Annotated in this window: 22 protein-coding genes and 1 tRNA gene; 13 read left to right on the top strand and 10 right to left on the bottom strand. The window is 41.7% G+C overall.

Features of this window, described 5'->3' with window-relative positions:
* Positions 1-100: 100 nt before the first annotated feature.
* Both L1271_RS16285 and L1271_RS16280 read right to left on the bottom strand, forming a co-directional pair.
* The gene (locus L1271_RS16285) at positions 101-1,624 is read right to left on the bottom strand and encodes a DUF3369 domain-containing protein (RefSeq protein WP_010607628.1); all 1,524 of its coding nucleotides are present in this window, start codon (positions 1,622-1,624) and stop codon (positions 101-103) included.
* Between the two features lie 58 nt (positions 1,625-1,682).
* Positions 1,683-2,081 carry a DUF2721 domain-containing protein gene (locus L1271_RS16280; protein ID WP_010374626.1) on the bottom strand — a complete coding sequence of 133 codons (399 nt, stop codon included), beginning with the start codon at positions 2,079-2,081 and terminating at the stop codon, positions 1,683-1,685.
* Between the two features lie 109 nt (positions 2,082-2,190).
* Between L1271_RS16280 and L1271_RS16275 the strand changes: the two genes are divergently transcribed.
* From L1271_RS16275 to tsaD, 3 genes are read left to right on the top strand one after another with little or no spacing between them, the layout of a single operon-like run.
* Entirely contained in the window at positions 2,191-2,538 is a 348-nt protein-coding gene (locus L1271_RS16275; RefSeq protein ID WP_010607629.1) for a putative signal transducing protein, read from the top strand.
* Positions 2,522-3,115: a YjaG family protein gene (locus L1271_RS16270; RefSeq protein ID WP_010607630.1), complete on the top strand. Its 594-nt coding sequence runs from the start codon at positions 2,522-2,524 to the stop codon at positions 3,113-3,115. The genes L1271_RS16275 and L1271_RS16270 overlap by 17 nt, the downstream gene beginning before the upstream one ends.
* A gap of 49 nt (positions 3,116-3,164) precedes the next feature.
* Entirely contained in the window at positions 3,165-4,178 is a 1,014-nt protein-coding gene (gene tsaD, locus L1271_RS16265) for a tRNA (adenosine(37)-N6)-threonylcarbamoyltransferase complex transferase subunit TsaD (RefSeq protein ID WP_010607631.1), read from the top strand.
* Positions 4,179-4,181: 3 nt separating this feature from the next.
* On the opposite strand, the gene plsY is transcribed toward tsaD, so the two are convergent.
* Entirely contained in the window at positions 4,182-4,772 is a 591-nt protein-coding gene (gene plsY / locus L1271_RS16260) for a glycerol-3-phosphate 1-O-acyltransferase PlsY (RefSeq protein WP_029215929.1), read from the bottom strand.
* Between the two features lie 124 nt (positions 4,773-4,896).
* On the opposite strand from plsY, the gene folB reads away from it, so the two are divergent.
* The 3 genes from folB to L1271_RS16245 are packed head-to-tail and all read left to right on the top strand — an operon-like array spanning position 4,897 to position 6,540.
* A complete protein-coding gene (gene folB / locus L1271_RS16255) occupies positions 4,897-5,247 on the top strand; it encodes a dihydroneopterin aldolase (protein WP_010607633.1) in 351 nt (116 codons plus the stop codon).
* Between the two features lie 7 nt (positions 5,248-5,254).
* Positions 5,255-5,743 (top strand): 2-amino-4-hydroxy-6-hydroxymethyldihydropteridine diphosphokinase, encoded by a 489-nt coding sequence (gene folK / locus L1271_RS16250; protein WP_235368299.1) that lies wholly within the window; start codon positions 5,255-5,257, stop codon positions 5,741-5,743.
* Positions 5,740-6,540 (top strand): undecaprenyl-diphosphate phosphatase, encoded by an 801-nt coding sequence (locus L1271_RS16245; protein ID WP_010607635.1) that lies wholly within the window; start codon positions 5,740-5,742, stop codon positions 6,538-6,540. The genes folK and L1271_RS16245 overlap by 4 nt, the downstream gene beginning before the upstream one ends.
* A gap of 333 nt (positions 6,541-6,873) precedes the next feature.
* On the opposite strand, the gene L1271_RS16240 is transcribed toward L1271_RS16245, so the two are convergent.
* A complete protein-coding gene (locus L1271_RS16240) occupies positions 6,874-7,830 on the bottom strand; it encodes a methylenetetrahydrofolate reductase (RefSeq protein WP_010374634.1) in 957 nt (318 codons plus the stop codon).
* Between the two features lie 270 nt (positions 7,831-8,100).
* Here L1271_RS16240 and L1271_RS16235 point away from each other — a divergent pair, with 270 nt between their 5' ends.
* Positions 8,101-10,977: a M16 family metallopeptidase gene (locus tag L1271_RS16235; RefSeq protein WP_235368298.1), complete on the top strand. Its 2,877-nt coding sequence runs from the start codon at positions 8,101-8,103 to the stop codon at positions 10,975-10,977.
* A gap of 75 nt (positions 10,978-11,052) precedes the next feature.
* On the opposite strand, the gene L1271_RS16230 is transcribed toward L1271_RS16235, so the two are convergent.
* The gene (locus L1271_RS16230) at positions 11,053-11,460 is read right to left on the bottom strand and encodes a diacylglycerol kinase (protein WP_010374636.1); all 408 of its coding nucleotides are present in this window, start codon (positions 11,458-11,460) and stop codon (positions 11,053-11,055) included.
* Between the two features lie 243 nt (positions 11,461-11,703).
* Between L1271_RS16230 and cysE the strand changes: the two genes are divergently transcribed.
* Positions 11,704-12,525, top strand: a complete 822-nt coding sequence (gene cysE / locus L1271_RS16225; protein WP_010607638.1) for a serine O-acetyltransferase — start codon at positions 11,704-11,706, stop codon at positions 12,523-12,525.
* A gap of 48 nt (positions 12,526-12,573) precedes the next feature.
* Here cysE and xseA read toward each other — a convergent pair whose 3' ends face one another.
* Positions 12,574-13,911 (bottom strand): exodeoxyribonuclease VII large subunit, encoded by a 1,338-nt coding sequence (gene xseA, locus L1271_RS16220; RefSeq protein WP_235368297.1) that lies wholly within the window; start codon positions 13,909-13,911, stop codon positions 12,574-12,576.
* Between the two features lie 131 nt (positions 13,912-14,042).
* On the opposite strand from xseA, the gene guaB reads away from it, so the two are divergent.
* Positions 14,043-15,512 (top strand): IMP dehydrogenase, encoded by a 1,470-nt coding sequence (guaB, locus tag L1271_RS16215; RefSeq protein ID WP_102057463.1) that lies wholly within the window; start codon positions 14,043-14,045, stop codon positions 15,510-15,512.
* Positions 15,513-15,617: 105 nt separating this feature from the next.
* Positions 15,618-17,192, top strand: a complete 1,575-nt coding sequence (gene guaA / locus L1271_RS16210) for a glutamine-hydrolyzing GMP synthase (protein ID WP_010607640.1) — start codon at positions 15,618-15,620, stop codon at positions 17,190-17,192.
* Positions 17,193-17,605: 413 nt separating this feature from the next.
* On the opposite strand, the gene L1271_RS16205 is transcribed toward guaA, so the two are convergent.
* The 3 genes from L1271_RS16205 to L1271_RS24745 all read right to left on the bottom strand — a co-directional run bounded on the left by L1271_RS16205 (position 17,606) and on the right by L1271_RS24745 (position 21,505).
* Positions 17,606-19,441: an ATP-dependent nuclease gene (locus tag L1271_RS16205; protein ID WP_174169756.1), complete on the bottom strand. Its 1,836-nt coding sequence runs from the start codon at positions 19,439-19,441 to the stop codon at positions 17,606-17,608.
* Positions 19,438-21,090 carry an ATP-binding protein gene (locus tag L1271_RS16200; RefSeq protein WP_235368296.1) on the bottom strand — a complete coding sequence of 551 codons (1,653 nt, stop codon included), beginning with the start codon at positions 21,088-21,090 and terminating at the stop codon, positions 19,438-19,440. The genes L1271_RS16205 and L1271_RS16200 overlap by 4 nt, the downstream gene beginning before the upstream one ends.
* A gap of 286 nt (positions 21,091-21,376) precedes the next feature.
* Complete coding sequence (locus L1271_RS24745; RefSeq protein ID WP_010374643.1) at positions 21,377-21,505, bottom strand: hypothetical protein; 129 nt, start codon at positions 21,503-21,505, stop codon at positions 21,377-21,379.
* Between the two features lie 556 nt (positions 21,506-22,061).
* Between L1271_RS24745 and L1271_RS16195 the strand changes: the two genes are divergently transcribed.
* The 3 genes from L1271_RS16195 to rimI all read left to right on the top strand — a co-directional run bounded on the left by L1271_RS16195 (position 22,062) and on the right by rimI (position 22,935).
* Positions 22,062-22,138: transfer RNA gene (locus tag L1271_RS16195), tRNA-Trp, on the top strand.
* 64 nt (positions 22,139-22,202) lie between these two features.
* Positions 22,203-22,499, top strand: coding sequence for a hypothetical protein (locus L1271_RS16190; RefSeq protein WP_235368295.1), 297 nt, complete (start codon positions 22,203-22,205; stop codon positions 22,497-22,499).
* Complete coding sequence (rimI, locus tag L1271_RS16185; protein ID WP_235368294.1) at positions 22,489-22,935, top strand: ribosomal protein S18-alanine N-acetyltransferase; 447 nt, start codon at positions 22,489-22,491, stop codon at positions 22,933-22,935. The genes L1271_RS16190 and rimI overlap by 11 nt, the downstream gene beginning before the upstream one ends.
* On the opposite strand, the gene L1271_RS16180 is transcribed toward rimI, so the two are convergent.
* The gene (locus tag L1271_RS16180; RefSeq protein WP_235368293.1) at positions 22,927-25,608 is read right to left on the bottom strand and encodes an ATP-binding protein; all 2,682 of its coding nucleotides are present in this window, start codon (positions 25,606-25,608) and stop codon (positions 22,927-22,929) included. The two genes, rimI and L1271_RS16180, sit on opposite strands and share 9 nt — an antisense overlap.
* Between the last annotated feature and the right edge of the window lie 128 nt (positions 25,609-25,736).

Raw genomic sequence — 25,736 nt, 5'->3', positions numbered from 1 at the left:
CCTTTTAATTTCAACTAAAACACATTTACTACGTCTTTTCCCAATAGTAATACACAAAACGAGAAAAAGAAAGTGAAGTTTTTACATTCTGATTACAAAGTTAGTCAGGATACCTGTCACGTATCTCAATAAATTGTTCCAGATTATTTAGAAAAAGGTCAACTAATTTGGGGTCAAATTGTTTTCCTCTTTCTTTATTGAGTAATTCAATTATCTTTTCCAGCGGCCAAGCGGGCTTATAACAACGCTCGCTGCCCAGTGCATCAAAGACATCCGCCAGTGCTGTGATCCTCCCGACAATGTTTATTTGCTCAGCTTTCAAGCCGTTTGGATACCCAGAGCCATCCCACTTTTCGTGATGTTGATGCGCAATTAACGCACCACATTGCAGAATCTCATTTGTTGAATTTTTTAAGATTTCAAACCCTTGCTGTGCGTGAGTTTGCATAATTATCCATTCTTCATCAGTGAGTTTTCCGGGTTTATTCAGGATTTGATCTGGAATACTGATTTTGCCAATATCATGGAGCGGAGAGGCAAGTTTGATAATTTCTGCATGGTAGTGAGAAAGTCCATAAAGCTGGGCTAAAAGCATACTATAATGTGCCACGCGTTTTACGTGGGAGCCTGTTTCTTTCGAGCGTTTTTCGACGGCTTCACCCAAAATATAAGAAAGCTCTTTTTGAGAGTCTTTGACGGTTTCACGCAACTTTAAGTTGTCGTAGGCTAGCGCTATATTGTTTGCAAAAAATTCAAGTAGCTGGAAATCCATGCTATGAAGATCGCTATCCTTACTCACATAAATCATCGTTTCACTGCCTTCTCGGGAAGGGAAGTAGCCGATATATTCATTGCGGGTCTTCATAGATGATTTTTTGTTGTGCGTTTCTATAAATAAATTTTGTACATTCTCTGGCAAAGTTACATTACTTGGCTCTACGCCTGCACCAGAGGCTGCTAGTAACTTAAATTTTGTGGGCTCATTAGCTTGATGATTTACTGCTGCTGCACAGTATATTTCCGAATCTGATAATCCCATTACAGCGGATACATGGGATAATATAGTTGATGCAAAATCCTGAATATTGCTACACTTTAAAAAATTCGAAGATGCATCAATAATGCGTTCGAGTCCCATTTTGTGCTTTTCGATGGTTTGAATATCCCGATGAGCGCGTAAAGCAGAATAGAGCAGCGTTTTTAACTTGACGGCAGTGAGCTCGGTTTTGTTCTTATAGTCATTAATATCGTAATCGCGAATAACCGATTCTTCCGGTGCTTCACCTGGCTGCCCTGTGCGCAGCACAAGGCGAATATCAAAGTTTTCTAAGTCATCACGGATATATCGCACTAAATCAAGCCCTGCATGATTACTTTCCATTACGACATCAATAAGGCCTACAGAAATATTCTGCTCCGTGTCCAAGATGACTTTTGCTTCTTGTGCTGAGTAGGCATGATGAAATCTCAATGCTTTATTCTCAAACTTAAAGCCGGACAACACCAGCTTAGTCACTTGGTGAATGTCTTCTTCATCGTCTACAACCAGAATATCCCAGTAGGTATCGGCCATTTGATTTATTGGGCTTTCTAGCACTTCATCTGAGAACAAAAATCCGCTCACAGATTGCTCCTCTTTTTATGCTGACTCAACGTTAGTATAGTCGGCAGTAACAAGGCCGCTAATCTTGTTGAGGTTTTTTCTCGATATTTTGCAATTCTAGTTCGATTGCATCGCAAGAAATGTGGATTTCATAAAGAGAAAGTAGCAATGATAAGGTTAGGCTACAGAGACTCGCACCAAATAATGTTACGCCAAGTAAGGATATTTCAAGGAACAAGGCAAACATTGAAGACGTACAAAGTAAAAACGCAATTACGCCCCATACTTGCATTCGTCTGATTAATCTAATTCGTTTCCTTAAGTTTTCGATTTGCGCTTTAACCAAGGATCTTATGGTGTCGCCTTCTCGAGCGTTTAATTCACGGATCAATTGTGCGAGTACCAAAAAGCGATTGGTGTAAGCGAGCAGTAATAAAGAAATTGCTGGGAATAATAGGCCCGGTGTTGTTAGAGTCATAGTCGTATTTTAATGGAATAGCTTGATGTTTAAGTGTGATGATAATGAATGATTTTATCAAGAAACAAATGAGCACATTGAGTGCTAATTCAATAGTGAAGATAATGCAATGAGTGAACAATCTTTTCATTGGGTGCAATTGTGCGCTATCAGCGGCTTTGTTGAAGCGCATTTACTCAAAGGTCAACTAGAACAAGCGAATATTCAGGTTCGCTTACAAGGTGAGCATTTGTCAGGTGCTATTGGTGAAATTCCAGCAGAGCAAGCTGCCATCAAGCTTTTTGTTTATGCAATAAAGTTACCCGAGGCTCAGGAAATATTGGTAAACTATAACAAATCACGTCATCGCAGTGCCGCCGAGCTGTCGGATTGGCTATGTAACCACTGTGCAGAATTAAATGGACCAGCGTTTGAATATTGCTGGCAATGTGGAAATAAGCATGAGCAAAGCAAATAACTTTCAAAGAATTAGAGAGTTAAATTATCTTCAAAAGGCAGTCTTAGGTGCTGCTATTATTGAGCGTATGTTGCCAAATTATTCATTATTTAGTGAGGCTACGGGTTTTGGCGACGAGCAAGTTCTCAGAAATGCGCTGAATTTAATCTGGGAGAAAATATTACTGCCAAAGAGCAAAATTAGCTTAGAAAAGCTGGTTGAAAAGGTTGAACCAAATGTACCTGAGCTCAGTGAGTTCGATATGTTTGGTACCTATCCCGCAATCGATGTAGCGACAGCGCTGTTAGGCATGTTGCAAGGCCTAATGACAAAAGATGAACATGAGTTTGTAAGCGTTGCCAAAATTTCTCAGGCAACGGTAGCTAAATACATCGAGTTTATGTTGATGGCGGAAGATATATCTCCAACGAATGAGTTAGTGCGTGAACACCCGCAGATGCAGTATGAAATTGAAATCCTCGCTGAGCTTATCGAACACGTGGAAAATATGGGGCGTATTAGCAGCGACTCGGTGAAGTCGCTAAAGGCCTTGGCACTAGCTGACGGCCAAACAAATATTGGTTTGGAACTTGAGTAGCTGATTTCGTATAATCAGCGGCTGCAGTAAAGAGTTTGGAGAAAGTAACTTGCGTATTTTGGGTATAGAATCCTCATGTGATGAGACGGGTATTGCTATTTATGATGATGAGCAAGGGCTGTTGGCACATCAATTATATTCTCAGGTAAAAGTACACGCCGATTATGGTGGGGTAGTGCCTGAACTTGCTTCTCGTGATCATGTACGCAAAACGATCCCTCTTATTGAAGCTGCTTTCGCGCAAGCGGGTTGCGGTCCTGAAGACCTTGATGGCATTGCTTATACCGCAGGGCCGGGTTTGGTCGGTGCTCTGTTAGTTGGCACCTCAATTGGTCGCTCGTTAGCATTTGGTTGGGGGATCCCAGCCGTTGCCGTACATCATATGGAAGGCCATTTGCTTGCCCCTATGCTTGAAGACGATAAACCAGAGTTCCCATTCGTCGCGCTGCTAGTCTCTGGTGGTCATACCATGATGGTCAAAGTCTCAGGTATCGGTGAGTATGAGGTACTTGGTGAGTCAGTGGATGATGCCGCTGGTGAAGCATTTGATAAAACCGCAAAGCTACTCGGTCTTGATTATCCTGGCGGCCCAATGCTTGCGAAAATGGCGACACAGGGTCAAGCAGGGCGATTTACTTTTCCAAAACCGATGACAGACAGACCAGGTCTGGATTTTAGTTTCAGTGGATTAAAAACCGCAGCGGCAAACACGATTCGTAATGAAGGCGATGATGAGCAAACGAAAGCAGATATCGCTCATGCCTTTCAAACTGCGGTCGTAGAAACACTAGCGATTAAGTGCAAGCGGGCACTGAAAGAAACAGGCATTAAAAGCCTTGTGATTGCAGGTGGCGTCAGCGCCAATACAGAACTTAGGCAAAAGCTTGAGCGCATGATGCTTGGTATGAAAGGGCGAGTTTATTATCCGCGCACTGAATTTTGTACAGACAATGGGGCGATGATAGCTTATGCAGGAATGCAGCGCCTAAAAGCAGGTCAACATGCGCCACTTGATATGAAAACTAAGCCACGTTGGCCGCTGGATAGTCTAGAAAAAGTCTAGACCTTAGTCTTTAGACTTTTTCCCCACCTTGGGCTCTTTACCACTCAAGAGCCTTTTAATATTTGCCCTATGACGAATAATAATCACCACAGTTAAAAAGCTTACCGGCACCGTATAAAGCGGTTTTATCCACCATGTGTAAAGTGGAGCTGCTGCGACTGCGACAATCGCTGCGAGTGAAGAATAGCGTGTTAGCGCTAGCACCACGAGCCACGTACTAATCAATAGCCCACCCAATGACAAGCCGATGGGTAATAGCGCACCAAATGCCGTTGCCACCGCTTTACCACCGTTAAAGTGGAAGAAAATAGGATAAATGTGACCAAGGCATGCGCTTACGGCTATTGCACCTAACCACACAGGTTCTATTTTCAGAAAGTAGGCTCCCCACACCGGGATGGTTCCCTTTAAAATATCGAAGACGAGCACCAGCGCAGCTGGGATCTTTCCTCCCAATCTTAATACATTGGTTGCGCCTGGATTATTAGAACCATTAAAGCGTGGATCTGGTAGATTGAATAACCGACAAACCAGAATCGCTGAGGAAATCGATCCCAATAAATAAGCACATACGCACATTAAACTGATTAACACTGTCTTCCTTATTTTTTATTGCGTTGTTTTGGGCTATGATCGGCGGTCTTAAGTCCTGCACAGATCGCGAATTGCGATTAGAAAATGCGGGTGAATTACAGCGATAAACATGTTTGGAGTTTACATGGATAAAGTCTATATCTCACAGCTACACGTCGAAGCCATAATAGGAGTGTACGACTTTGAAAAAGAAAGTAAACAAAGCCTTTACTTTGATGTTGAGATGTTGACCGATATTAGCGCTGCCGCTCGCCATGACGATATTAGTTTGGCGGTTGATTATGCTAAAGTGAGTGAGCGTATTATTGCGCATACCCAAGCAAAACCAGTTGAGCTATTAGAAACGTTAGTTGAACAGCTTGCCGCAATGATCCTAAATGAATTTAATGTACAACAAGTGCTTATAAAAGTGAGTAAACCTGCTGCCGTGCCACAAGCACAAACGGTTGGTGTAGAAATTGTGCGTAAGAAGTAGAATTATCATGGCACAAATTTTTATCAGTCTCGGCTCAAACATAGAAAAAGAAAAAAATTTGCTGAGTGGCTTGAGGGTATTGATAAAACACTTTCCGGACTTTCAACATTCGAGTGTGTTTGAGAGTGAAGCCGTCGGATTTGCAGGAAATAACTTTTATAATTCGGTCTTTGCTGCACAAACACAGCTGTCTTTAGACGAAGTATATAAACTGCTCAAGTCGATAGAATACGATCATGGTCGTCGCTGTAGTGAAAAGAAGTTTAGTCCACGCACGTTAGATCTCGATATTCTCTTTTATGACCACCTTATTTGTTCATCACCCGCTCAGTTGCCTCGGGATGAAATAACCAAAAATGCCTTCGTGCTTCAGCCATTAGCTGAACTAGCTCCTGATTTTATCCATCCTGTTGAGGGTAAAAGCATTGCTCAGTTATGGCTGGAGTATCACAACCCAACTCAAAAATTATGGAAAGTGGAGTTTCCCAAGCAATGAGCTTTATTGAGATTGTCGTCCTTGCAATTATTCAAGGTCTCACTGAATTTTTACCTATTTCGAGTTCTGCCCACTTACTGCTACCTTCACAGGTACTAGGTTGGCAAGATCAGGGTCTTGCCTTTGATGTTGCTGTTCATGTTGGTACTTTGCTGGCTGTCGTTATTTATTTTCGACAAGACATTGTCAGCCTACTGGCAGGATGGTTCAAATCATTCTCAGGTACGCACTCGAAAGAAAGCCGGCTGACTTGGTGTATTGTGGTTGCCACTATTCCATTCGTGATCTTAGCTCCACTGCTTAAGGATATCGTAGAAGTTTATTTACGTAGTGCTTGGGTGATTGCAACATCGACGATAGTATTTGGTTTACTGCTTTGGTATGCCGACGTGAAAGCGAAACAAATCAAAGACGAATTTGCCTTAAACTGGAAAAGCGCATTGATACTGGGGCTTGCGCAAATTACCGCTGTTATTCCCGGCACATCGCGTTCAGGTATTACCATCACCGCAGGTTTATTACTCGGGCTTGATAAGAAAAGTGCGGCGCGCTTTTCGTTTTTAATGTCTATTCCAGTCATTTCGATGATGGGATTGTATTACAGTTTAGAGCTTGCTACCGGCGATGAAGTGGTTGATTGGAATGCGTTATTAAGTGGTGCAGCACTGTCGTTTATCTCAGCTTATGCCTGTATCTTCTTTTTCCTGAAAATCATAGAGCGCATGGGCATGATGCCATTTGTCATTTACCGCTTGCTACTTGGGGTGGGATTAATCGCTTTCTTGAGCCTAAGTTAATCTGGGCTTTGGATAATTCAGCAAGGTTAACAGAAAAGCCAGCTTGATGAAGCTGGCTATAGGGCCTGTTGGCCTTCGCTGTTTGATTTTTGTTCTTCTGAGTGTGTTTTGGTCGCGACGCTCGACTTGCCGCCTAGTAATCTAGGCAAAAGTTGAGCAACAATGAACAAAGCGCACTCAGGTGAACCCAAAGGGCAGCGCTTGATTGGCATTTCTACTATGTTATCGCCAGACTTACATAGAATGACTATGCTACGCAGGCTCTGCCTTGTATAAATACCAATCAAACTGCTGCAAAAACAAACTTGGAAGATCAACAGGCCCTAGACTGCATTAAGCAATTTGCTTTTCCGCAAGGCATAATTCCATGGTCGCCTTCAACAGTCGATAAAGGTTTATCGACGCGTCAATTTCTTCTTTTCGGTTTGTTAAGCTCTCAATATTTAAGCCAAGAGAAATATCTAGGTGTGAGCAGCTTTTTAAGATTTGATCTAGATTCTCTCTACAAATACGAATTGACTCACTTAGTGTATTGTCTGCATCTAACATGCGCCACTTGGTTGCTTCTGGTACTGAAATCCCCAGCCACTCCATAAACTGCAAGGTTTTTTCTCCACCACATGGAGTAAAGGTAAGAATAATGCGTTTTGGTGTTTGCCCTTGCTGTTTACAGGTGCGAGCATAGCTCGTAATAAGATCTATGGTTGCTTGAGCGTCATACACTGCTTGGGAAACAAAGAATTGGCAGCCTTGCTCTGTTTTATCAATTAACCTTTCGTGTTCATTACGCTTACTGGCGTGGCGCTCTGCGATAGTTACACCACCTAAGAAAAAGTCATCTTGATGATGCTTCAATACCTTATAGGCTTCAGAAAGCGGCAACTTAATATCGCCTTGTGAAGACGGACTGCCCACCAATACTAGATTGTTTAACCCATATTGCTGTTTTGTGCTGCTTAACCAATCGCCAAAAGCTTCACTGTCGCGCTGTGCCACACTTTTATACGTAATTACATCAAGGTGTGATAATTCGCGGATCAACTGACTATATTCACACGGATCAACGGTGTGCTTAAAAGGAAATGGACGTGGTACTTGAGTACGGCTGCTTTCATCTTGAATGTCATAGATGATCACGCCGTCGTATTCAATCTCATGTAAACGGCCCAAAAGCTTAGCGGCAATTGATTTTAGCTGCTCTGGGTCGGTGCCAATCTTAGGTGGTGTGGTACCAATTAAATATACCCCTTGGTTAGGGTCAATGATTTTCTCTTGAAGCGTTAAAGCCATAATCCTCATTCCACAAAAGCATTTCTGTATCTCTTTACTAATATAGCAGCCATTTAGACGTCTAGATAGATTTTTTTAATGAAAGAATTTCAATAATTATGAATTTATCTCAAGTGCTCAAACCAAAATTTCATATTTGTTTACACATTAGGATGGTAAATCACCTTGGAAATTAGCGAATTAGTATGGCTTTGGGGCATAATCAGGAGGTTTACTAACGTAAGTGAACACGACTTACTTAGAATAAAAAATATGATTAGGACCAAATTCATGAAATTCAAATTACTAGCAACCAGCTTTGCCGTAAGCTTAGCGCTTAGTGGCTGCGCAGCGACGAATTCAGACCAAGCCCAACAGTCAGCTGAAAGTACTCAAGCTGCCCAATCCAATAAAGTATTCGCCCAAGATTATGTTTTGGAAGAGCTAGAAAATGGCCTTCGCGTCATGGTAGTTAAAACTAACTATCCTGATGTGGTATCGCTACAGATCCCGGTTTCTGTTGGCTCGCGTAATGAAGTCGAAGCGGGTAAAACCGGCTTCGCTCACTTCTTTGAGCATATGATGTTCAAAGGCTCAGAAAAGTATCCACAAGACGTTTATTCAGACATTCTAAAAAATTCAGGTGTTGATAATCGCGCCTACACCACCAATGACTACACGAACTATCACCTAAATTTCTCGAAGCAGCATTTAGATAAAGTATTAGAAATCGAAGCGGATATCTTTCAGAACCTGACTTACAGTGAAGAACAGTTTCGTACTGAAGCACTAACCGTGAAAGGTGAATACCTTAAAAATAATGCCAGCCCAGTTCGAAAACTGCTTTCTGCGGTAAGAAAAGAAGCATTTGATAAACATACCTATAAACACACAACGATGGGCTTTTTTGAAGACATCGAAGCAATGCCAGATCAAATGGCCTATGGTAAAACCTTCTTTGAACGTTTTTACAAGCCAGAATACGTATCGCTTGTCATTGTGGGTGACGTAGATCCAAAAGAAACCATGGCTATGGTGAAAAAGCACTGGGGTAATTGGAAAAAGGGTGATTATCAAGCTGATATTCCAGTTGAGCCTAAACAAGAGAAAGCACGTTACGTCCATGAAAAATATGATGGCTTACCAGGTCACTGGTTGCTTGTTTCATATAAAGGCACTGCATGGGAGCCTGCGAAAAAAGATCGAGCTGCGCTTGACTTGATCTCGCAGTTATACTTCTCTCAAAACTCTGAGTTATATCAAGAGCTGGTGGTAGACAAACAGCTTGCAAGCCAAATGTTTACCTACAACCCTGAAACCAAAGACCCTGGTCTTCTGCATGTTTTCGTTAAAGTTGAAGATGAAAAAGATCTGGCGACAGTGCGTGATGCAATCAATAACACTTACGCAAAAGCACGCACAGAGCTGGTAGATGAAAATAAACTTGCTGCACTTAAATCAAACCTAAAGTACAGCTTTATTAACGGCCTTGACTCATCACAATCTATTGCTTCGACACTCGCAAGCTACATGCATTTTGAGCGTGACCCTGAAGTGGTGAATGCGCTTTATGCAAGTGCAGATAAAGTCACTGCGAAAGACATTCGTGATATTGCCAATAAATACTTTGTGGACAGCAGCCGCACAACGGTGACTATGTCTGCACTTGAGTCTGTGCCTGGTTTTGATAAGGAAGTTAACTTAGACAAGTTAGTAGCAAAAATGGACAAGCCAGTAACGCGTCATTTCAACGTATTAGACAAGACCAATAATTCACCGCTGGTGGATGTGAACTTTCTTTTTTACACAGGTGCTGCCGCAGATCCTGCAGGTAAAAAAGGTCTTGCTGCGCTTACTGCGGCTATGATTGCCAAAGGCGGAAGTGAGTCGCAATCATACAAAGAAATTCAAAAGGCGCTGTATCCTATTGCTGGTAGCTTCGGTTATCAAATCGATAAAGAAATGATTTCTTTACGTGGTCGTATTCATAAAGATAATGCAGATCAATGGTATGGCATTGTGAGTCAGCAGCTTTTGAGCCCAGGGTTCAGAGAAGATGATTTTAAACGTCTGAAAAAAGAGCTAATCGACGGCATTAAGGCTGGTTTGAAAGCGTCAAATGATGAAGAACTAGGTAAAGAAGTGCTTTATCACGAGCTGTACAAAGGCCACCCATACGAAAGCTATAACTTTGGTGATTTATCAGACTTAGAAGCAATCACACTGGATGACGTTAAGGTTTTTTACGCTCAGCAATTTACTCAAGCTAAACTTAACGTGGGTATCACAGGTGCACTCGATAAACAGCTAAAAGAAGCGATGTTTAACGATCTTGCGGCTTTACCTAAAGGCGAAGAAGCGCGTTTACAAGTGCCAGATGCCCCTAAACTATCTGGTCATCACGCAACCATCGTAGAAAAGAATGCAAAATCAACAGCGGTCTCTTTTGGTTTCCCAATCGACACGGTTCGTAGCAGCAAAGACTGGGCTGCGCTTTGGTTAGTGCGTTCATACTTTGGTGAGCATCGCAGTTCAAACAGCCACTTGTACCAGCGTATCCGTCAGGTACGTGGTATGAACTATGGTGATTATGCATACATCGAATACTTCCCTCGTGGTATGTTCCAAACTAAGCCGGATGCAAACTTAGGTCGTAGTGAGCAAATTTTCCAAGTGTGGTTACGCCCACTTCGTTCTAATAACGACGCCCATTTTGCAACGCGTACTGCATTGTTTGAACTCGATAAGCTGATCAAAGAAGGGATGAGCAAAGCAGACTTTGAAGCAACACGTAACTTCTTAATCAACTTTGTGCCGCAAATGGTGGCGAGCCAAGATAGACAGCTAGGTTATGCACTTGATAGCCAGTTCTACAACACCGATGAGTTTGTTGCCTATGTGACAAAGCAGCTAGCGTCGCTGTCTGTTGAAGATATCAATCGAGTTATCAAAGAGAACTTGCAGACCGAAGATATTCACTATGTGTTTATCACTGGTGATGCAAAAGATATGGCGAAGCGCCTAAGTGCTGAGCAGCCATCTCCTATGACTTATAACACGAAAAAGCCTGATGTATTGCTGGCAGAAGATGCTGAAATTGCTACATACCCGCTAAATATTCCAAGTAAGAATATTAAAACGTTGGATGTAGAAAAAGTGTTTGAATAACTATTATTCAGCTTAATAAAAAATGGCGGCTAAAAATTTAGCCGCCATTTTTTTGTATCAAAACCACGCGTAATTTTAGGTTATGGTGTTGAACCACTCCACTGCGGCAGCTATCCAAATTAACGAGCTAATTAATAATGTCAGCGTAACGGCCGCTGATGCCATATCTTTTGCACGACCAGATAGTAAGTGATGCTCGGTACTCACTCTATCTGTCAGCGCTTCGATTGCCGAGTTGATAAGTTCTATGACCAATATCAACAGTACACTACCGACCAATAAGGCCCACTGAGCAATACTTTGCGCCAATATGATTGATAAAGGAAGACTTGCCACCAGTAACCACGTTTCTTGTCTAAATGCCGACTCTTCTTTATAGGCCGCTTTCATTCCTTTCGCCGAGCAATGCGTTGCTTTGATTATCCGCGCAAGCCCTGTGCCATTTGGTTTGTTGGTATCCGTTGTCTTGATCTTTATCGACATATTAGCGATCCCGCGTTGGTAGTATTCAATGGGGCGTTATTATACGAAGATCTACTCAGTTCGACAGTGCTAAATTGTAAGAATCTTTGGTCCAGCTGAGGGTATTTAAAACCAGGCTAAAATATGTTGGTTGGTTATTAGATATAACCAAGTGTTTGAAGCCTGATTTTTTATAATACATGACACTCAATGACTCTAAGCGTTACACTATGAGAAGTATCAGTATTATCGGAAGTTCGTCACATGAGACATGAGATTTGGAATAAGTTACGCGAAGAAGCCAATGAGTTGGTTGCTCGCGAACCATTGCTTGCTAGTCACGTTTACTCGAGTATTTTAAATCACGAGTGTCTTGGTTCTGCATTAAGCTTTATCGTTGCAAATAAGTTGGCGGATGCCGTGGTGTCAGCATTTACAATCCGCGAGTTGTTCGATCAGGCCTTTGTGCACTGCGATACTATGCTGACTCATGTTGCACATGATATAAAAGCTGTTAAAGATCGTGACCCAGCTGCCGATAGTTATCTTAACGTAATTTTGAATCTGAAAGGTTTTCATGCAATCCAAGCACATCGATTGGCATACTGCTTATGGCGTCAAGACAGAAAAGAGCTGGCTCGCTTTATACAGAGCAGAACCTCTGAAGTATTCGGTGTTGACATCCATCCTGCTTGTAAAGTCGGTCATGGTATTATGTTTGACCATGCGACTGGTATAGTCATTGGTGAAACCGCGGTTATTGAAGATAATGTTTCTATTCTGCAATCAGTCACACTTGGTGGTACGGGTAACGAGCAGGGTGACCGTCACCCGAAAATCCGCGCCGGTGTATTGATTGGTGCTGGTGCCAAAGTACTTGGCAACATTGAAGTAGGAGAGGGTGCTCGAATTGGAGCAGGTTCCGTTGTACTTAGCCCTGTAGCACCGCACACTACGGTAGTGGGGATCCCTGCTAAGGTGGTTGGTAAGCCATCATGCCCATGTCCTGCAGAGAGTATGAACCAAAACTTCCTAGAAGACGATGATAGGCTCGAAAATGAGTCTATCACTTCTGCGATGTTGTAGGTTATTAGATTAAAAATGGGGAAATCACTTCCCCATTTTTATATCCGCTTACTGGGTTGCTTTTACCATAGACACCACCTCCCCATCAGCCAGTTGCGTAATTATCGGCTTTTCTGGGTCGACATCCGCCACTGACTTAATCACTTTATCTTCCTGCTTGGCAATACTATAGCCCCGAGCTAATACCGCCAGTGGGCTGACACTGTCTAGTTTTGCGCTTGATACCGCGAGTTGATGTCTTTGTGTATTAAGCTTTTGCTCCATTGCATACTGCAACTTATCACTGAGTTGTGCGACCAATTGCTTGAACTGAGCGATCCTTTGCTCTGGATGTAATCGATCAAATCTATGTTGCAGCAAATGAAATTGCGATTGCTTTTGACGTAAGTGATAGGCTTGGGCACGAATTAATCGCTGCTCTAACTCATCAACTCGTTGTGCTTGCTGCATAAGTTGATTTTTAGGGTGTTGTAGCTGCAGTCGGGCTTCAAAATTTGCCAAACGATGTGATGCACCTTCAAGGCGACGCTTAAAAGCCTGATGGAGATATTGTAGCAACTGTGAAGTACGCAATTTTAGCGCTTCTGAGTCTGGGCTCACTAACTCTGCGGCCGCTGATGGGGTTGGCGCTCTGACATCTGCAACATAGTCAGAAATGGTAGTATCTATTTCGTGGCCTACTGCGCTTATCACCGGAATTGAGCTGGCAAAAATGGCCCTTGCGACGGGCTCCTCGTTAAAGCTCCATAAGTCTTCTAATGAGCCGCCACCTCTGCCAACGATCAATACGTCTACCTCGCGTCTAGCATTCGCCTGAGCGATTTGTTTGCAAATCTGCTGCTTGGCTTCATCGCCTTGCACTAGAGCTGGGTAAATTACAACTTGTAACTGTGGGGCACGACGTTTGAGTACAGTCAAAATATCCTTGATGGCAGCGCCAGTCGCTGAGGTGACGACCCCCACGCGATTAATGACACTTGGCAAAGACTTTTTGTGACTAGCCGAAAATAGGCCTTCTGCGGCTAGTTGCATTTTAAGGGCGTCAAACTGTTGCTTGAGCAAGCCTTCACCAGCTGGGGCCATTTGCTCGACTATCAATTGATAGTCGCCTCGCGGTTCATACACTGACACTCTAGCTTGTACCATTACCTGCTGACCGTTGGCTGGGCGGTGGTTACAGTATCGATTATTACCTCGCCACATGGCCGCTTTTATCTGTGCTTTGTCATCTTTTAGAGAAAAATACCAATGCCCTGAGGCCGGAGCAACAAAGTTTGAAATTTCTCCGGTGAGTTGTACAGAGGCAAAACCTTGCTCTAAGAGCGAGCGTATTTCTCTGTTAAGTCTTGATACAGAATAGGTTTTATTATTATTGGGGTATCCCATGTTGGCCTCCATAAAAAATTCACAGTCACTTTATCACATTTTTTGCTAAATTTTATTTACTCCCATAAGGAACGCTGATAAAATTCGCACGCAATTCCTTATACTCAGTTCACTTGAGAGAAGCCGCGAACATGCTAAGAATTGCAAAAGAAGCCCTTACCTTTGACGACGTACTTTTAGTACCAGCTCATTCAACTGTTCTTCCTCACACAGCAAACCTGAAAACGCGTTTGACTCGTGGGATTGAATTAAACTTACCGCTTGTTTCCGCTTCAATGGATACAGTGACAGAAGCGCGCTTAGCGATCGCTCTGGCACAAGAAGGTGGTATTGGTTTTATCCACAAAAACATGACTATCGAAGAGCAAGCTCGCAACGTGCGTAAAGTTAAGACGTATGAAGCGGGTATTATCTCTTTCCCTGTGACAGTTACTTCTGATCTTACGATTGCAGAAGCAATGGAACTTGCACAGGACAAAGGGTTCTCAGGTTTCCCGGTTGTTGGTGCAAACAACCAACTGGAAGGGATCGTGACTAGCCGTGATATGCGTTTCGAAACTAAGCTAGAAAAAGCAGTTTCAACGGTAATGACTAAGAAAGATGACTTAGTGACAGTAAAAGAAGGCGCATCTCGTGAAGAGATCCTTGGCCTCATGCACGAACACCGTATCGAAAAAATCTTAGTGGTTGATGACGCATTTGCACTAAAAGGCATGATCACCGTTAAGGATTACCAAAAAGCGCAAGATAAACCAAATGCATGTAAAGATGAGCAAGGCCGTCTTCGTGTTGGTGCTGCTGTTGGTGTTGGTGCTGGCACTGATGAGCGTATTGCTGCTTTGGTTGAAGCGGGTGTTGATGTACTACTAATCGATACTTCTCACGGCCATTCTCAAGGTGTTATTGACCGTGTTAAAGCGACGCGCGAAACTTATCCAGAACTACAAATCGTTGCAGGTAACGTAGCAACAGCTGAAGGCGCAATTGCATTGGCTGATGCTGGTGCAGACGCCGTTAAAGTGGGTATTGGCCCAGGTTCTATCTGTACTACTCGTATCGTTACAGGTTGTGGTGTACCACAAATTACTGCGATTTCAGATGCAGTAGAAGGCCTAAAAGGTCGTGATATTCCAGTGATTGCCGACGGCGGTATCCGTTTCTCTGGTGATATCGTAAAAGCGCTAGTTGCTGGTGCTGCATGTGTAATGGTGGGTTCAATGCTGGCGGGTACTGAAGAGTCTCCTGGTGAAGTTGAACTATACCAAGGCCGTTACTACAAGTCTTACCGTGGTATGGGTTCTCTTGGTGCGATGAACCAAAAAGAAGGTTCATCTGACCGTTACTTCCAGAAGAGTGATGCTGCTGACAAACTAGTACCTGAAGGTATTGAAGGTCGCGTAGCATACAAAGGACCGATCGCAACGATTATCCATCAGCAGATCGGTGGTATTCGCAGTGCAATGGGTTTAACTGGATGTGCAACCATCGAAGAATTAAATACTAAGCCGCAGTTTGTACGTGTGACTTCTGCGGGTATGGGTGAGTCTCACGTACATGACGTGCAGATCACCAAAGAGGCGCCTAACTACCGTATGGGTTAAGCCTCAAGGCGTGTTTCTGGGCTAGCAAGTTGCTAGCCCTTATTACTTTTGATAGAGGCGCAATGCGGCTTTATCCTGTTTAGTTCCTAACTAACGAGATTATCAATGAGCAAAGATATCCACGATTCCCGAATTTTGATCTTAGACTTTGGTTCGCAATACACTCAGCTAATTGCACGTCGTGTACGTGAAATTGGTGTTTACTGTGAACTTTGGGCTTGGGATGTGACAGAAGAGCAAATCCGTGAGTTCAACCCTCAAGGTATCATTCTATCAGGTGGCCCAGAGTCAACGACGCTTGAAGGTAGCCCAAAAGCACCAGATTATGTATTCGAAGCAGGCGTGCCTGTACTGGGTATCTGTTATGGTATGCAGACGATGGCAATGCAGCTTGGTGGTCAGGTACATAGCTCAGATAAAAAAGAATTCGGCTACGCAAAAGTAGAGAAAGTAGGCGACTGTAAGCTATTTGAAGCGATTGAAGATCACATCGAAGATGGTGCTGGTTACCTAGACGTGTGGATGAGCCATGGCGATAAAGTTGCTAAAATTCCAGATACATTCAAAACTTCAGCGAGAACGGATACTTGTCCTCATGCGGCAATGTCTTGGGAAGAAAAGCGCTTCTACGGTGTACAGTTTCACCCAGAAGTAACGCATACTCAGCAAGGTTTGCGTTTACTAGAGCGTTTTGCAATTGATATCTGTGGTTGTGAAAAACTATGGACGCCTGAGCAAATCATTGAAGATGCAATTGAGCGTATCAAAGAGAAAGTAGGGGATGATGAAGTTATCCTTGGCCTATCTGGTGGTGTTGATTCGTCAGTGGTTGCAATGCTTATTCACCGTGCAATTGGCGACAAACTAACCTGTGTATTTGTTGATAATGGCCTACTGCGCTTGAACGAAGGCCAGCAAGTAATGGATATGTTCGGTGATAAGTTTGGTCTGAACATTATCAAGGTAGAAGCTGAAGATCGTTTCCTTAATGCGCTTAACGGCTTAAACGACCCAGAAGACAAACGTAAAGCAATCGGTCACACCTTTATTGATGTATTTGATGAGCAAGCAAGCCAACGTGTGAATGCAAAATGGTTAGCACAAGGTACAATTTACCCTGATGTTATCGAATCGGCAGCATCAAAAACCGGTAAAGCGCACGTGATCAAATCTCACCACAACGTGGGTGGATTACCTGAAGATATGGAGCTTGGTCTGGTTGAGCCACTACGTGAACTATTTAAAGACGAAGTTCGCAAGATTGGTCTAGAGCTTGGCCTACCATATGACATGCTTTATCGTCACCCGTTCCCAGGTCCAGGTCTTGGTGTTCGTGTGCTTGGTGAAATCAAGAAAGAATACTGTGACTTACTGCGCCGTGCTGACGCTATCTTCATTGAAGAGCTACATAAAGCGGATCTATACCACAAAGTGTCTCAGGCATTCGCCGTGTTCCTACCAGTACGCTCTGTTGGCGTGATGGGCGATGCACGTAAATACGATTGGGTGATCTCACTACGTTGTGTTGAAACTATCGACTTTATGACAGCACGTTGGTCGCATTTACCATACGAGCTACTAGGCCACGTTTCAAACCGTATCATCAATGAAATTGATGGTATTTCTCGCGTGGTTTACGATGTATCAGGTAAGCCGCCAGCGACAATCGAGTGGGAATAGGCTTGGTTGTAAAAACCTAACCTAGCTTTCGTTAGATTAATAAAAGGCCAGCCAGTATTTCTGACTGGCCTTTTTTATGAATTTTTACTTTCCTAAAAAACCTTGCGGAGGTATGTGGTTTCTTCGCAGTGATGTTTATAGTGATGCTGGCCTGCTATTTTTTGGAGGCCGTGGCTACACAGCACCTCACTTCACATATATCAAACCGATTATGGTGAAGCTGTAACTTGTTTTTGGACATATCCGAGTTAAAGCATTAACTCTAGCTCGTCAGTTTCGTATAAAAATTTCTATGGATTAACTCCGTTATGAGTGGTGAGTAATAGCTTGCTAAAATGTGAAACGAAGTGGAACCGAGCAAGCTGTTACGAATCCAACTTAATGGCCTTGTTAAATGGCCGATTCCAACCGAACTATTTCCGAATAAAATCAACTAAATCTTTCAGTTTATTTTCTAGGTCAAGAATCGAACAGTGTTTTTTATCGAGCTTATCGACTACCGCTTTAGCAATAGGTACTTTTTTGCTTGCATAACTTAAAGCAATATTACTCAATGAAAGGGCATCTAGCGGAGTATTATCATCAAATTGATAACAATCGGAAATAGCTTTATCGAATGAATCAAATTTTTTGAATATAAAGTCTGAAGCTTGAGTTGATTTTAACGACAGTTTCTTATGGTTATTTCGCTTGCCAATTGATTCACGCTTGAAACCTTGGCTAGTTAAAATGTCAAAGAGTAAATCTTTGCAAATATAATTCTCAATCTCACGACCTTCCGTAATCCACACTTTGACATAATCATCTAATGTTGAATCTAAACCAGCATTATTAGCATTGGCTGTTCGAAGTCTATTCAACATAGAGCTTAGATATGCTTTAAAACCCTCATCATCTCGGTCTATTTGCGAAGAACAATCAGAATCGGCAATCAAGCATGCCTTCCTACTGGTGCTAAAAATATTAATTAGATTTTCACCAATATCATCTAGTACTGTGAAAGAGGCTAAGTTTGTACCACCAAAGTACAAGAAGGAGTAGTCTTTTCCTTCTTTCAGTTCTCCGTCAGAATATATATCAATCCATTTTTTCAAGTAAATCCTATCACTAGGCCCTTCAACCCATAAAATAGTATTAGATTGAAGTATTTGAGAAGCTTTTACGCCCAATGAATCTAATGTTTCATAATACTTGATTATATTGTCATTTGGGGTAATTGAGCTTGCGCCATTGGGCGATTTTAAAGTTCTGTATACAGCCCAGTTTTCATTTAGGCAGTCAATAAGGGATGGAGAATGAGTAGTAATAAAGAATCTATGATTATTTAGCTCTTTCTCAAAAATACTTATAAGTTTAACTACTGCTTCTGGGTGTAAATTGGCTTCGGGTTCTTCGAGAAAAACGTTTAAATTGACTTCCTTGTTAATCCAAAGGTGTGATAGCAACATTACTATTTGAGAGACCCCAGTACCTAACTGATCTAAAGAAAAGGATAGCCCTGATGCAAATTCAAGATTTAAATCCTTATCTACAACTTCAATATTAGTTACTTCCTCAGCTAAAATATCAGTTAGCCACTGCTTAATTTGTTTTTTATATCCAGCCCAGTTTGATGGAGTTGCTCTGTCGAGTCTTAACTTATCAAGTTCTTCAATAATTTTTGCGCCATCAAAATAGTATCTTTGCTCATTATTCGAATTGCGCGAGTAATGTCGAATAGGGTCAACAAACACCAATGAATTTAAGAAGCTTCTCCAATAAAATTCATTATCACTAAACCCTGCTACATCGTCTGTCGGGTCTATCCATGTATTTGCTTCCAAATCAGAACAGATTAAATTACTATCATTGAAGATCGGCTTACGATTAACCTTCATGTTTAAAACAGATATATTAGAACTAACATCATGGTAGCAATCTAGCGTAACTTTATTCTCATTTGCCGTATAAGAAACTTTATCATCTTCCGTGAAGATATTATCGTTTGAAAGTGAAATTTCACAGTTAATTTTCTCCTTTCCCCAACCCCATGTTTGGCTTTCATCAAGTTCAGTGGCAACTGAAATCGCAGTTCCAGTAGTCAGATTTTCACTAGCTATACTTTTTAAGTAATTAAAATATTTGGCCAAATTAGATTTTCCTGAGTTATTTGGTCCAATAATTAGGTTTATCGACTTTAATCCGCTTATATAAACGCCATTTAAATCATATGAGCGCCAACCACAAAGTTTTATAGAGTCAATCTTCATTTAGATTTGTCCTGCTTATGCCAAGAGTCAACTAAAGCTTTTAAAGAATAGGTTTCAGGCTTCCCTAGTTTCCAAGATTTATGATATCTAACGTCATTACTTCTAGGCATTGGGTTAGGCACCCTAAATTGAACTTTTCTTGGTAAATTAATTGAGTCTCCAGAAACAAATGCCTCACCGTCTCTAAGACTAGGTAAGAAGTCAACTTGACCAGCTAATGTATCTGGCAACAACCTTTTAATCTTGTTTTGGTCTAGATCATTGGTAAGTCGAAGGGTTATATATGTTCCGCATTGAGATAAGACAGTTGTTGAAACATTTGATGGGCGTTGAGTAACAACGGTCAAACCAACACCATACTTCCTCCCTTCTTTTGCAATTCTCTCAACTCGTTCTTTTGCTATATTGAACTTTGAATCGCTATCTTCTGGAATATAGGTGTGAGCCTCTTCTAGTATTAAGTTAAGAGGGATGTTTTCAGGGTCTAAATCCCAATATTTAAAGTCGAAACATAATCTTGAAATAACGCCAACACAAACAGCTCTTACTTCTGCGGGCAAGCCACTTAAATCTAATATGTTTAAATATGCTTCAGATTCAGATAAGCCTAAAATAAATTCAAAATATTCGACTATTGATGTTTCATCATCAATTTTTCGATGAAGAAATGAGTAACGAGTATCATGACGTACAGCTTGGAGTTTAAGAATAATACTCTCATATGGTTTCTTATTAGTAGCATTATTTTGAGAATCCTTTTCAGCTATTATTTCATCTAAAAGAGTATCAATACTGAAAAAAATTGGTGTGTCTGCAGAAACAACTACACCATCGATATTTTGCTTTTTAGCTTCTATTTCTTTTTGTTTCGTTATAAGCCTTTTTATTATAGCTTTCTGATTAGAACCAGGATCAAGATTATAAACACCGAAGAACTCTTCTAAATCTAAAAACCAGTATGGAAGTGTAAAATCATTCCAAGGAATTGCATTTGTTCTATTTTTAAAGTCTTCGTTTGGTGCTTTATCGTTATAGCCAAATGCTGAAGGGTATTCATTATGAATATCAAAAAACAATATTCTAGGACACTCATAGCTTGATAATATTGATTGAACTATCGATGCGACGGTGCAACTTTTACCACTACCTGTAGTACCTAATATGGCGGTATGCCGCCCCATTAGCTTATCTAAGTTTAAATACGTTTGATCGTCATCGTTTGGATCAGTAACACAAAAGTGCTCTTTGTCTTCATTTAGGTCTATGCCTATTAATTGGTTTACTTGGTCACTGCTAAGAAAATATGTATCACAATTTATTGTGGGAAGACGTTTGGTGCCTCGATTAAACTTACCATTGATAGCACAACCCAATATTGAGAGCGTTACTACTTTCCTCTCTTCCCTAACAATTTCAAGCCCATCATTTGATCTTTTTGTTCTCTCAACTTCAGTGATCTGAACTTTGCTTATGGTACAAATTGTATTACCGTGCGCTCCGCCACAGTTAACATAAGCACCAACCTCAGCGCAGTGCTTTATACTTTGAAACTCGCGCTCTAGAACATCTGCATGAAGTATAATTGCGGCACCGTCAACTTCTTTAATTTTACCAAATTTTAAAGCTTGTTCTCTTAATGATGTTGTCAATTTATAACTTCCTTCATTGTCTTTATAATATCTTCAGAAAATATAGACACCATAGCAGCACCATACTGTTCTAGAGGTCTCATTCTTCCTTCCACTCATAAATTGCAGAACATGTCTGAATAATCATAAGTGCTCAACTAGGCTCATAATCTGCTATTAGTATATGTATGTCAAAGTTAACTGATATTCAATGTTTGAACTTTGGTTCAAAACTCATTTTGGGGCAGAAGCGGGTTTTAGCAACAAGAGTCAGTACCGCTTACACTGACCCGATATTGAGGTAGAGTTACTTGCTCGAGGATTTACTCGGCTTTAGGCCTGGAGTGTTTCCTGGAGTTTTTTTGTTGTCACGTCGACGTTGATCTGGCTTGCCAGTTGATTTGGCTTTTGGTTTTGGCCCTGGTTTCAAACCCATGATTTGATCCTTTTATTTAACGAGGTTATTCCTCGTTGTGTGATCTTTGAGCAGTATTGATGGTTTTCAAGGTGTGTATGAAAAATAATCAAAAAATATCCTCTAAGTTCTCTGCTGGTAACTCTCTGTTTGACGAACCACTTAAAGTGTGTGGTGATCAGTTGGAGGCACAAGATGGATAGGGTTACCTCGGGTCCGCGACGGCTGAGTGTTGAAGAGATATAAGAGCTTCGTCGTGATATACAAGAATTCTCCGTCTAGGCCAAAACTGAACTAAAACGTCGACGAACAGCAAAAAATCAAAAAAATTCTGTGCATGGTATAGATGATGGTAGTGATAACGAGCGCTTTTCTAACTAGCTGTTATATAGATTTATTTCCTGCTCATTGATATTCGAGCGGGAATAATGACTCTAAAATGAGTTAGCATCCGCTTAAGAAAATGGCCAATATGATAAATATTCGCCATTTTGCTTGTTTTAGAAGCAGTTGAATCAAAAAAGTGATTTTTTCACTTTACCTTTCGAAAAAGCGCTTTATAATGCGTCGACATTGCAGGGGCGTAGTTCCAATTGGTAGAACAGCGGTCTCCAAAACCGATGGTTGCGGGTTCGAGTCCTGCCGCCCCTGCCACTTCTTATTTTGCACTTCGCATTTTTTCAAAGTAAACTTCCTTAAAAAATTAAACTGCTTAGCCATGAATCCGATTTACGCAGATATTCTTGATATTGTACCGCTAAAGCTAAATTCTACATTTGCACATCTTGATCCCAACGCAGTTGTTGCTACTGATGTGAATGAGCTTCAGCAAATAGCTTTACCGACTGTTTTGTTGCAGGACTTTGAATTGGCAATGGGTAGAAAAATTGAGGTTGTCATGGGTAACACGATTGCACTTCAGGATAACCAATTGAGTTTGCCAAGTGCACAACTAAGTACGGCTCAAAAGCGTGAGTTGTGGCAATTAATCTGGAGTCAACAAGATGCAAGTTAAGCAAGGTGGCTTACTACAATTTCCACTTAATGAAATAATGCAAGTAGAACAAGCCTGTAATGCTTTTCCTTGGAGTGAGAAAACCATGCAGTCTTGCCTTCATGGTCGTTACTTTAATACAGCTATTGTTGATGGTAATACGCTAGTGGGTTTCTACGTTGCAGAGCGTGCGGGCCCAGACTTAACCTTGATGGATATTTGTATTCGTCCTAATTACCAAGGTAAGGGCTACGCGAAGCCATTAATGGAAGATTTGTTAGCGCAAGCAGAGACCTTGCAGGCAGAAAATATCTTCCTTGAAGTAAGAGCGTCAAACGCTTCAGCAATCGCGTTATATCATCGCTATGATTTTGTCGAAATGGGCTTGAGAAAAAACTACTACCCGAGCACTCATGGTCGTGAAGACGCAATGCTCATGGCCTTACCATTAGCCTAAGTGACTATTATCCGTGGGCTGGTCTATCGATAGGGTGTAGCGCATAGCCTCAGTGAGCTTAAGCAAATAGTAATGGCGATTACTGTTTTGTGTTTTTTGCAAACTGGTTTCTAGTTCCCCTGCGGCTTCATGAATATTCATAAAGCCAAAGCAACCCGCGCTGCCTTTGATACTATGTGCTAGTGCCCTTAAAGATTCCCATTCCTGTGTATCATAAAGCTTTTGCAGCTCAACTAGCTGTGACGGTAGCTTTTCAACGTAATTTCGGCTTATTTGTAAGAACTTTTCGGTTTGTAACAAGGCATCCCATGAAGAGGACTTGCCATTTTGAAGTTCAAGGTACTCTAGTAGTAATTTACCTAGCAATTCTTTATCTATCGGCTTGCCAAGAGTGGCATCACATCCTGCTTTAATATGGTTGTCTATGTCGTGTTTCATTACGTTGGCAGTAAGTGCGATGATTGGTCCATCATAGGCGGCATGTCTGAGCATTTGCGTTGCTTCTTCACCACCCATGACTGGCATTTGCATATCCATTAAGATCAGTTGATAGTCTTCAACCAGCGCCATTTCAACCGCTTCAGCACCGTTATTAGCAATATCAGGAACTATGCCCCAGTTAGACAGTAGCAGCGTAATAAGCTCTTGGTTATCGGGATTGTCTTCCGCAACAAGCACTTTGGCATCAAGCTCTTTTACTGCTGCAATATGGGTTTTACTGTTATCCGGTTGTCTTGGTCGCTCAAGTGCGTTTAGCCAAGAGTAAGAGCGCTCTTTGAAATTACCCGAGACTTCAACAGAAAATAGACTACCTGCGCCTTGTTGGCTTTGAACATTTACGTCACCGCCAAGCAGTTGTGCTAGATTCTTTGATATACAAAGACCTAGCCCTGTGCCACCGAAGCGCCGAGTTGTTGTTGTATCAGCTTGCTCAAAAGGCTTAAATGCGCGCTCTAGCTCATTTTGCGACATGCCAATTCCGGTGTCTTTGATACTAAAAATAAACTTTTCAGATTCTGGTCTAAACTCCACCTTTAAATGAACGCCACCGTACTCAGTAAATTTCACCGCGTTTGTTGCGATGTTAAGCAAGATTTGTTTTAAGCGAGTAATGTCGGTGTAAAGCTTGTCAGGCAACGGTAGAATAAATTCTGTGGAAAAGTTCAGTAGTTTTTCATTCGTCATCGGCTCAATGATGGATTCAATATCATTGATGAGTGGCATTACCAAGACCTCTGATTCCTCCACATCTAGTTTCTCAGCCTCAATTTTAGAGAGGTCTAAGATATTATTGATAAGTTCTAAAAGGTGTTTAGAGTTTCTTAAAATTGTGTCTAGGTGCTGTTTTGAGGCAGGAGAATTAGGATTCTGTATAAGCTGCTCGGTAAACCCCATAATAGCGGTAAGCGGGGTACGTATCTCATGACTCATGTTAGCTAAAAAGCGACTTTTAAGCTGGTTTGCCTGCTCGGCTTCTACAATAGCAACTTCTAGCTTGCTATTAGTTTCTTCTAATTCTTTGGTTCTGTCTTCAACTTTCTCTTCCAAGTGCTCTTTGTAATCCTCAAGCTCTCGCTGAAAGGTCCGAATTTGGCCGATCATATGGTTGAAATCTCTGAAAAGAATGCCAACTTCGTCACTATTATGCTCTGGTAGCGCCACCATTAGGTCACCATCTCCGACCCGGTGGCTCGCTTCTCCCAGTAATTCTATGGGGTTGAGCAACAGGTTGCGGACCACGATAAAAATCAAAATGGGCAATGTAACGACAGATAGAATAACGATCAATGCTGTGATCAGACTAATAGTTTTACCAGAGCGGTAAAGTAGCGACTTAGGGATCGTTGAAATATAAAAGTAGCCACCGCTTAGTTGCGCGCTGTAGGTCATCCTTTCTACATTATCAATGCTATGAATAACGGTAGAGTCTAATTGCCCAAGATCAGCAATATAGCCTATTTTTTCTATTTCACTGGCGCTTAAATAGTGGCCAATGAGATTTGTATCTGAGCTGAATAATACCTCACCATCAATGCTCACCAAGAGGTTTAGCGTATTATCATACGGAGCTTCAAGTATGCTAGTACTTAAGAGAGAGGGAGAAACTTGTACGACGATATAGCCTTGTTGTCTAGGCTGCTTAAGTTCGTAATCTACACTGTAGATCTGCTGGACAAAATACAGTTGCGTACCTGCACTTGAGGCAACCATAAATTGATGTTGGCGTAAGTTACTTTGCATGATTTGTTTGGCAAAGGGATAAAGGTTCGGTGCTCCCCCTAAGTTACTAGAGTAAAATGCGGAGCTTCTGCCATTGGGAGATAAAAGATTGATACTAATGATATCAGGGTAGGCTTCACTATAACTGGCAAATACATCCATCAGTGCACCTAAACGCTTGGTTTTTTCCATCCTTTCAAGGTTGGCCGAATTAAGAAAATCACTGAGCACGGGAGAAGTTGAAAGCAGTTTTGTCGTGGACTGGTAGATCTCAATATAATTGAACATCTTCTGCTGTTGTTGTTCAACGAAACGACTAACAATGAGCTTGGCTTGTTTTTGCGTTGAGCTAGTTACATTCGTGAGCGTAAATCCGCCAAGAAACAGCAAGGGTAATATCACAAGCGGGGTGATATACCAAAGGAGTCGAATACTTAACTTGCTTGTTTTCATGGATAACTAGCTGCCTTGCTACACGAAATCTTAATGACAAAAAAATTAACATGAGTATTAAATCATAAGCAGGGGGAGGTGAATACTCAAGTTTGCTCAATCGCGGCGAAAATAAGATAAAAGGTGGG

The organism is Pseudoalteromonas sp. OF5H-5 (assembly GCF_021530695.1).
In the GTDB taxonomy this organism is placed as follows: domain Bacteria; phylum Pseudomonadota; class Gammaproteobacteria; order Enterobacterales; family Alteromonadaceae; genus Pseudoalteromonas.
The sequence above is the reverse complement of the archived record's forward strand: the minus strand, read 5'-3'. Positions and strand labels throughout refer to the sequence as shown.